Origin of the sequence: Serratia sp. ME47, assembly GCF_903970925.1 — a bacterium.
In the GTDB taxonomy this organism is placed as follows: domain Bacteria; phylum Pseudomonadota; class Gammaproteobacteria; order Enterobacterales; family Enterobacteriaceae; genus Serratia; species Serratia ureilytica.
On record NZ_CAJCKE010000012.1, the window covers coordinates 140,411 to 148,116 of the forward strand.

General features: G+C 56.7%; 7 protein-coding genes and 1 other annotated feature. Of the genes, 3 read left to right on the forward strand and 4 right to left on the reverse strand.

Annotated elements, in window-relative coordinates:
* Positions 1-4 precede the first annotated feature (4 nt).
* The 4 genes from pheA to bamD all read right to left on the reverse strand — a co-directional run bounded on the left by pheA (position 5) and on the right by bamD (position 2,839).
* Positions 5-1,162 carry a bifunctional chorismate mutase/prephenate dehydratase gene (pheA, locus tag H7A77_RS14070; protein ID WP_033631828.1) on the reverse strand — a complete coding sequence of 386 codons (1,158 nt, stop codon included), beginning with the start codon at positions 1,160-1,162 and terminating at the stop codon, positions 5-7.
* A gap of 42 nt (positions 1,163-1,204) precedes the next feature.
* Positions 1,205-1,331: a sequence feature (Phe leader region), on the reverse strand.
* Positions 1,283-1,330: a hypothetical protein gene (locus tag H7A77_RS14075; RefSeq protein WP_101428074.1), complete on the reverse strand. Its 48-nt coding sequence runs from the start codon at positions 1,328-1,330 to the stop codon at positions 1,283-1,285. Its footprint overlaps the feature before it by 48 nt.
* A 122-nt stretch (positions 1,332-1,453) precedes the next feature.
* A complete protein-coding gene (gene raiA / locus H7A77_RS14080; RefSeq protein ID WP_004932457.1) occupies positions 1,454-1,795 on the reverse strand; it encodes a ribosome-associated translation inhibitor RaiA in 342 nt (113 codons plus the stop codon).
* Positions 1,796-2,107: 312 nt separating this feature from the next.
* Complete coding sequence (bamD, locus tag H7A77_RS14085) at positions 2,108-2,839, reverse strand: outer membrane protein assembly factor BamD (protein ID WP_004932456.1); 732 nt, start codon at positions 2,837-2,839, stop codon at positions 2,108-2,110.
* 131 nt (positions 2,840-2,970) lie between these two features.
* Between bamD and rluD the strand changes: the two genes are divergently transcribed.
* From rluD to clpB, 3 genes are all read left to right on the forward strand, one after another.
* Positions 2,971-3,948, forward strand: a complete 978-nt coding sequence (gene rluD, locus H7A77_RS14090; protein ID WP_004932452.1) for a 23S rRNA pseudouridine(1911/1915/1917) synthase RluD — start codon at positions 2,971-2,973, stop codon at positions 3,946-3,948.
* Positions 3,948-4,679 carry a purine nucleoside phosphorylase YfiH gene (yfiH, locus tag H7A77_RS14095; protein ID WP_103101722.1) on the forward strand — a complete coding sequence of 244 codons (732 nt, stop codon included), beginning with the start codon at positions 3,948-3,950 and terminating at the stop codon, positions 4,677-4,679. The genes rluD and yfiH overlap by 1 nt, the downstream gene beginning before the upstream one ends.
* 130 nt (positions 4,680-4,809) lie before the next feature.
* Positions 4,810-7,383 (forward strand): ATP-dependent chaperone ClpB, encoded by a 2,574-nt coding sequence (clpB, locus tag H7A77_RS14100; protein WP_042783717.1) that lies wholly within the window; start codon positions 4,810-4,812, stop codon positions 7,381-7,383.
* The last annotated feature ends 323 nt before the right edge of the window (positions 7,384-7,706 follow it).

A 7,706-nucleotide genomic window follows, 5' to 3' on the forward strand; every position in this document is an offset into this window, starting at 1 on the left:
GGTTTCAGGATGGGTTGACCGGCACCACGGTGTCGCTTGGGTAACAGCCCAGTACCTTCAGCGAGCGGGTGATTGGCGCCAGATCGCGCAGCGCTTTTTGCATCGCGTCGGCACGCAGATTGGCTTGCACATCGATATAAAACATCTCTTCCCACGGATTGCCGTTGATCGGGCGTGATTCCAGTTTGGTCATGATGATGCCGTTGTCGCGCAGAACCAGCAGCGCTTCGACCAACGCGCCGGATTGCTGGCCGGTTGCCATAATCAGCGTGGTTTTGGCCGGCACCTGTTCAGATACGTCGATCGCTTTGCGCGCCAGGACGATGAAGCGAGTGATGTTCTGCTGCTGGTTGGCGAGGTTGTGTTCCAGCACCTGCAGCCCGTACAACGCGCCGCCGGCCTCGCTGCCCAGCGCCGCCACCTTCGGCGAATTCAGCTTGGCGACTTTCTCCATCGCCGCGGCGGTGCTTTCGGTGTACTCGATTTTCCAGTGCGGGAAGCGGTTAAGGAACTGGCTGCACTGTTGGAACGGCTGCGGATGGCTGTAGACGGTTTCAATCTGGCTCAGGTCGCTATCGCCGGCCACCAGAACACAGTGGTCGATCGGGTTGGTCAGTTCGCCGACGATCGACAGGCTGGTGTGCTGCAGCAGATCGTACACCTCGTTAATCGAACCGGAACTGGTATTCTCGATCGGCAAAATTGCGTAGTCCGCCTGGCCGGTTTCCACCTGGGCGAAAATATCTTGAAACTTCTGGCAGCCGCATTCGATCAGCCGATCGAAGTGGCGGGCAGCGTATTGGCGCGCCGCCAGATGTGAATAAGAGCCTTTCGGGCCGAGGAAAGCGATGCGGGCGGAATGCTGGCTGACGGGGTTGAGCTGGTGCTGCAACAACGCCTGCTGGGTCAGAACGGAGTCTTCAATGATCAGTTGGAACAGGCGGGTGACGTAGAAACCGTCCAGGTCGTAAGGCTTGGCGGCGGCGATCAGCGCATCCAGCAGATCGCGTTCGCGCTCTTTGTCACGGATCGGGCGGTGAGAGTGCAGCTTGGTCTTGCCGACTTCGATCGCCAGCTCACGGCGTTCCGCCAGCAAGGCCAACAGTTTCAAGTCCAGTGCGCTGATGCGCTCGCGCAGCACCAATAACGGGTTGTCAGTCATAATCAGCTTCCGCCTTCAGTTCTTATTCGTTGTAAAACAGCCATAAAAAAAGCCCCCTGTTTCCAGGAGGCCTTGTTGTTCGTCTTCGCATTCTTTCTCACACGACGAAACGCCTCCCAGTCAGGGGAAGGTAAAAAAGAATGCGAAGAAAAACGGTGTGCGTGGCATGGTCTACCTAAGGTTAATGCGAACAGGTTTTAAAGTAACCGCTGGCTTTTACCTCGTCAACAAAAATACCCGACAAAAAACGCGCCCCTGGGCGCGTTTGATGCGGCAATCGCTGTCGGACGGTTATTCCTGCTCTTGCGTGACTTCCGGCACAATGTCTTTCACGCTGGCATTGCAGCGGCGCGCTTCGCCTTTGTGCTGCACTTTGTTCAACTGGCGCTCCAGTTTGGCGATCAGCTCGTTAACGGCGGTATACATGTCATCATGTTTGGCGCTGGCGACCAGCGGGCCGTTAGGCGTAGTAATGGTAGCGTCGGCGACAAACCCTTGCGGCTCTTTGGATAAGACGATATGCGGGTTAATCAGCTGGGTCTGCCATTTTTCCAGTTTGGTGAGACGGTCTTCGACGTGATTGCGGATTGCGGGAGTGATATCCATTTGTTTGCTGGTAATGTTCAATGTCATATAACTTACCTCTCTGTCTTTCCGTCTTGGTGAATCCAGCATACCCCGCTTTTTGTTTAAATGCGTGATGTAAATCACGATTTTTTGTCACTTTTTGCAAAGTTAGTTCAATCTGTGATTCAGCATCTGAATTGGCTATCTAATGCTTGAGAGTTGCCGCCGGATGGCGCATTATCGATGAGTTGACCGGTGAGGAGCGCTAGCTAACACCGTGTTTTTACTTGTGTATTTTTCCAGTAAAAACCAGGTCGACGCCAATGAAAACGGCAGCCTTGGCTGCCGTTTGGTTTTTCTGCCGGTGCCGACGCGCGCTTATTGCGGGTTGGCGGCGATCACTTTGGCCACTTTGTCAGCCTGGCCGTTCAGCTGCAGCTGCTTGTAGGCATTTTCCATCAGCGGCAACACGTCGTGCGTCGCTTTGGTATCCGGGAATTCACGCAACATCTGCTCAGCGCGATTAACGACCGCGACGTAAGCACCGCGTTTAGTGTAGTATTCCGCCACCGAAAGCTCATACTTGGCCAAACGATCTTTCAGATACACCAAACGCTTGTTGGCGTCGGTCGCGTATTGGCTGTTCGGGTATTGCTGAATCAACTGGCTGAAGTCGCGGAACGCAGCGCGAGCGTGCTGAGGATCGCGGTCAGAACGGTCAACCCCGAAGAAGCCCTGCAGCGCGCTGTCATCAAGCGCCATGTCGGTCAGGCCGCGCATGTACATCACGTAATCGATGTTCGGGTGCGTCGGGTTCAGACGCATGAAGCGATCGATGGATGCCTGAGCCATCGGCAAGTCGGCAGCCTTATAGTAGGCGTAAATCAAATCCAGCTGTACCTGCTGGGAATACGGCCCGAAAGGATAGCGGTTATCTAACGCTTCGAGTTGCGTAATAGCGCCCTTGAAGTTACCGTCCTGCAGTTTTTGCTGCGCGGTAGCATAGATTTCCGAAGGCGGGTTGTCGGGAACCGCATCCTTGGATGTGGAGCAACCTGCCAGCGCCAGGCTCAACGTGGCTGCCGCCACCAGATATTTCATACGCGTCATGACGTTTTGATTATCCTCAGGGTGTTATTCCGGGAGACTGTCCGTTAAGCTCCCGACAAAGACCAGGTACAATAGCACATTATATTAAACGGCATCGCCGTGAAAACCCAACGTTAACGAAGAAGCTGCATATGGCACAACAAGTACAACTCACCGCAACGGTGGCCGAATCTCAACTCGGACAACGTTTAGATCAGGCTTTGGCTGAATTGTTCCCTGATTATTCACGATCTCGCATAAAAGAGTGGATCCTGGGCGATCGGGTGAAGGTCAATGGCAAAACGTCAAACAAACCGAAAGAGAAGGTGCTGGGCGGAGAGACAGTCGCCATCGATGCACAGATAGAAGAAGAAGCGCGTTGGGAGCCGCAGGATATCGCGCTGGATATCGTCTATGAAGACAGCGATATCCTGGTGATCAACAAGCCGCGCGATTTGGTGGTGCACCCTGGCGCCGGTAACCCGGACGGCACGGTGCTCAATGCGCTGCTGCATCACTACCCGGAAATCGCCGACGTGCCGCGTGCCGGCATCGTGCACCGTCTGGATAAAGACACCACCGGCCTGATGGTGGTGGCGAAAACCGTGCCGGCGCAAACCCGGCTGGTGGAGGCGCTGCAGGCGCGCGAAATCACCCGTGAATACGAAGCGGTGGCGATCGGCACCATGACGGCAGGCGGTACGGTAGAAGAACCCATCGCGCGCCATTCCACCAAGCGCACTCACATGGCGGTGCACCCGATGGGTAAGCCGGCGGTGACGCACTATCGCATTATGGAGCACTTCCGCGCGCACACTCGTCTGCGCCTGCGTCTGGAAACCGGCCGTACTCACCAGATCCGCGTGCACATGGCTTACATTAGCCATCCGCTGGTGGGCGATCCGCTGTACGGCGGCCGTCCGCGTCCGCCGAAAGGCGCTTCGGAGGCCTTCATCAACACGCTGCGCGGCTTTGACCGCCAGGCGCTGCACGCTACCATGCTGCGTTTGTATCACCCGATCAGCGGCATCCAGATGGAGTGGCATGCGCCGCTGCCGCAGGACATGGTTGATCTGATTAACGCGCTGAAGGCGGACACCGAAGAATTCAAAGATCAGATGGACTGGTAATGCGCTCGCTCATTCTGCCCGACTGGCCGTTGCCTCCCGGCGTTAAAGCTTGCAGCACCACGCGCGATGGTGGCGTCAGCCTGCCACCTTATGACTCGCTGAACCTCGGCGCTCACGTGGGTGACGAGGCGCAAGCGGTGAAGCGCAATCGGGAACGGTTGGTTACCGCCGCCGGCTTGCCGCAGATGCCGGTATGGCTCGAGCAGGTGCACGGCACCCGCGTGGTGACGTTGACGGGACAAGCGCCCGCCGATCTGCGGGCGGATGCGGTGTACAGTAACGTGCCGGGTCAGGTGTGCGCAGTGATGACGGCGGATTGTCTGCCGGTGCTGTTCTGCTCGCAGCACGGTGACGAAGTGGCAGCCGCTCACGCCGGTTGGCGTGGGCTATGCCACGGCGTGCTGGAGCAAACCGTGGCGGCGTTCAGCGCCGCACCGGGCCAAATCAGCGCCTGGCTGGGGCCGGCGATCGGCCCGCAGCAGTTCGAGGTCGGGCCGGAGGTGCGCGCCGCTTTCATGGCGGAAGACGCTGAGGCCGCAGCGGCATTTACCCCGCACGGCGATAAATTTTTGGCTAATATCTACTTGCTGGCTCGCCAACGCTTGTTGCGTGCGGGCGTTCAGGCCATTTATGGCGGCGACCGCTGTACGGTTAACGAAATGAGCCATTTTTTCTCCTATCGACGCGATGGAATAACCGGACGTCTGGCAAGTTTAATCTGGCTGATATAACCTATTGAATTAGGACGATCCAACGACGCATGGCGTTGTACCGAAAATTTAGCGTCGAGATAACCTTGAAAATTTGAGGGATGACCTCATTTAATCTCCAGTAGCAATTTCGACCCATCTTGGAGGTGTTATGCGTCTGGATCGTCTTACCAACAAATTCCAGCTTGCCCTCGCCGATGCCCAGTCACTAGCCCTTGGGCACGACAACCAGTTTATTGAACCGCTACATCTGATGAGCGCCCTGCTCAATCAGGAAGGGGGCACGGTTCGTCCACTATTAACTTCCGCAGGTATCGATGCCGGGCGTGTGCGCACCGAGATCGAACAGGCGCTGTCCCGTTTACCGCAGGTAGAAGGCACCGGTGGTGACGTTCAACCGTCCCACGAGTTGGTGCGCGTTCTGAACCTGTGCGACAAGCTGGCGCAAAAGCGTGCGGACAAATTCATTTCTTCCGAGCTGTTTGTGCTTGCGGTGCTGGAAGACCGCGGCTCGTTGACCGACTTGTTGAAAGCGGCCGGCGCGACGGCCGACAAAATCAGCAAAGCCATTGAACAAATGAGAGGCGGTGACAGCGTGGAAGACCAAGGCGCCGAAGACCAACGGCAGGCATTGAAGAAATACACTATCGATCTGACCGAACGTGCTGAGCAGGGCAAACTTGACCCGGTGATCGGCCGTGACGAAGAGATCCGTCGCACCATTCAGGTGCTGCAACGCCGTACCAAAAACAACCCGGTGTTGATCGGCGAGCCTGGCGTGGGTAAAACCGCCATCGTCGAAGGCCTGGCGCAGCGCATCATTAACGGCGAAGTGCCGGAAGGGCTGAAGCACAAGCGCGTATTGTCCCTCGATATGGGCGCCTTGATCGCCGGCGCCAAATATCGCGGCGAGTTTGAAGAGCGTCTGAAAGGCGTGCTCAACGATCTGGCCAAGCAGGAAGGCAGCGTTATCCTGTTTATCGACGAACTGCACACCATGGTCGGCGCCGGTAAGGCGGATGGCGCGATGGACGCAGGCAACATGCTGAAGCCGGCGCTGGCGCGCGGCGAGCTGCACTGCGTCGGTGCCACCACGCTGGATGAATACCGTCAATATATAGAGAAGGATGCGGCGCTTGAACGTCGTTTCCAGAAAGTGTATGTGGCTGAGCCGAGCGTGGAAGACACCATTGCTATTCTGCGCGGCCTGAAAGAGCGTTACGAACTGCACCACCACGTGCAGATAACCGACCCGGCCATTGTGGCGGCGGCAACGCTTTCGCACCGCTATATCGCCGATCGTCAATTGCCGGACAAGGCTATTGACCTTATCGACGAAGCGGCGTCCAGCATTCGCATGCAGATGGACTCCAAGCCGGAGTCGCTCGACAGGCTTGAGCGTCGCATCATCCAATTGAAACTGGAACAGCAGGCGCTGAATAAAGAGTCTGACGACGCCAGCAAGAAACGCCTGGACATGCTGAGCGATGAGCTGGGGCAGAAAGAGCGCGAATACTCGGAGCTGGAAGAAGAGTGGAAAGCGGAAAAAGCGTCGCTCTCCGGCACCCAGAATATCAAGGCTGAACTCGAGCAGGCCAAAATCACCCTGGAGCAGGCGCGTCGCGTCGGCGATCTGGGGCGGATGTCGGAACTGCAGTACGGCAAAATCCCTGAGCTGGAAAAACAGCTCGCCGCCGCCACGCAGGCCGAAGGCAAGAGCATGAAGCTGCTGCGCAACCGGGTGACCGATGCGGAGATTGCCGAAGTGCTGGCGCGTGCGACCGGGATCCCGGTCGCAAGAATGCTGGAAGGCGAGCGCGACAAGCTGCTGCGCCTGGAACAAGAACTGCATTCGCGAGTGATTGGCCAGGACGAAGCGGTCAGCGCTGTCTCCAATGCGATCCGCCGCAGCCGTGCGGGGCTGTCCGATCCTAACCGACCGATCGGTTCGTTCCTGTTCCTCGGTCCGACCGGGGTAGGGAAAACCGAGCTTTGCAAGGCGCTGGCTTCGTTCCTGTTCGACAGCGACGACGCCATGGTGCGTATCGATATGTCCGAGTTTATGGAGAAACACTCCGTTTCGCGTCTGGTCGGCGCGCCTCCGGGCTATGTCGGTTATGAAGAAGGCGGCTACCTGACGGAAGCCGTACGTCGCCGGCCTTATTCGGTGATTCTGCTGGATGAAGTCGAGAAAGCGCACCCGGACGTGTTCAATATTCTGTTGCAGGTGTTGGATGACGGCCGCCTGACCGATGGTCAAGGCCGCACCGTCGATTTCCGCAATACCGTGGTGATCATGACGTCCAACCTGGGTTCCGATCTGATCCAGGAGCATTTCGGTCAGATGAACTACGCGCAGATGAAGGAGTCGGTGATGGAGATGGTGAGTCACCACTTCCGTCCGGAGTTCATCAACCGTATCGACGAAGTGGTGGTGTTCCACCCGCTGGGCGAGAAACACATCGCCGCGATCGCCAAGATTCAGTTGTCGCGTCTGTACAAGCGTTTGGAAGAGCGCGGTTACGAAGTGACCATGACCGAACCGGCCCTGGCGCTGTTAAGCAAAACCGGCTACGACCCTGTATATGGCGCACGCCCGTTGAAACGCGCTATTCAGCAGGAAATCGAGAACCCGCTGGCACAACAAATCCTGTCCGGCAAGTTGTTACCTGGCAAGCTGGTGACGTTGGATGTGGAAAACGACCATATCGTTGCCCGCCAATAACGGCGATTAAGGATAATAAAGATGAAAGGGAGCGGGGGACCGCTCCCTTTTCTTTATCTTCGTTTGTCCCTATTTACAGGGGTTGCCGCTATTACTGCCCTAAAACTGGTATTTTTTGACTAATAAATATCCTAAAAAGTCGTTTTTGGTGATTATTTGAACGCTTGAAAAGTTTTTTGCATTTAGGGGTTGCGGCCTGCCGAGAACTCCCTATAATGCGCCTCCACTGACCGGGAACAACGACTGACAAGCCGCCGGGTCAGCGAGAAGAAAGCGAAATAAACGCTTGACTCTCCGGGTGAAAAGCGTAATATACGCAGCCC

Bases quoted from the DNA above. Each gene is read 5' to 3' on its own strand.
- pheA (WP_033631828.1), bottom strand. From the start codon at position 1,162: ATGACTGACAACCCGTTATTGGTGCTGCGCGAGCGCATCAGCGCACTG.
- raiA (WP_004932457.1), bottom strand. From the start codon at position 1,795: ATGACATTGAACATTACCAGCAAACAAATGGATATCACTCCCGCAATC.
- bamD (WP_004932456.1), bottom strand. From the start codon at position 2,839: ATGACGCGTATGAAATATCTGGTGGCGGCAGCCACGTTGAGCCTGGCG.
- rluD (WP_004932452.1), top strand. From the start codon at position 2,971: ATGGCACAACAAGTACAACTCACCGCAACGGTGGCCGAATCTCAACTC.
- yfiH (WP_103101722.1), top strand. From the start codon at position 3,948: ATGCGCTCGCTCATTCTGCCCGACTGGCCGTTGCCTCCCGGCGTTAAA.
- clpB (WP_042783717.1), top strand. From the start codon at position 4,810: ATGCGTCTGGATCGTCTTACCAACAAATTCCAGCTTGCCCTCGCCGAT.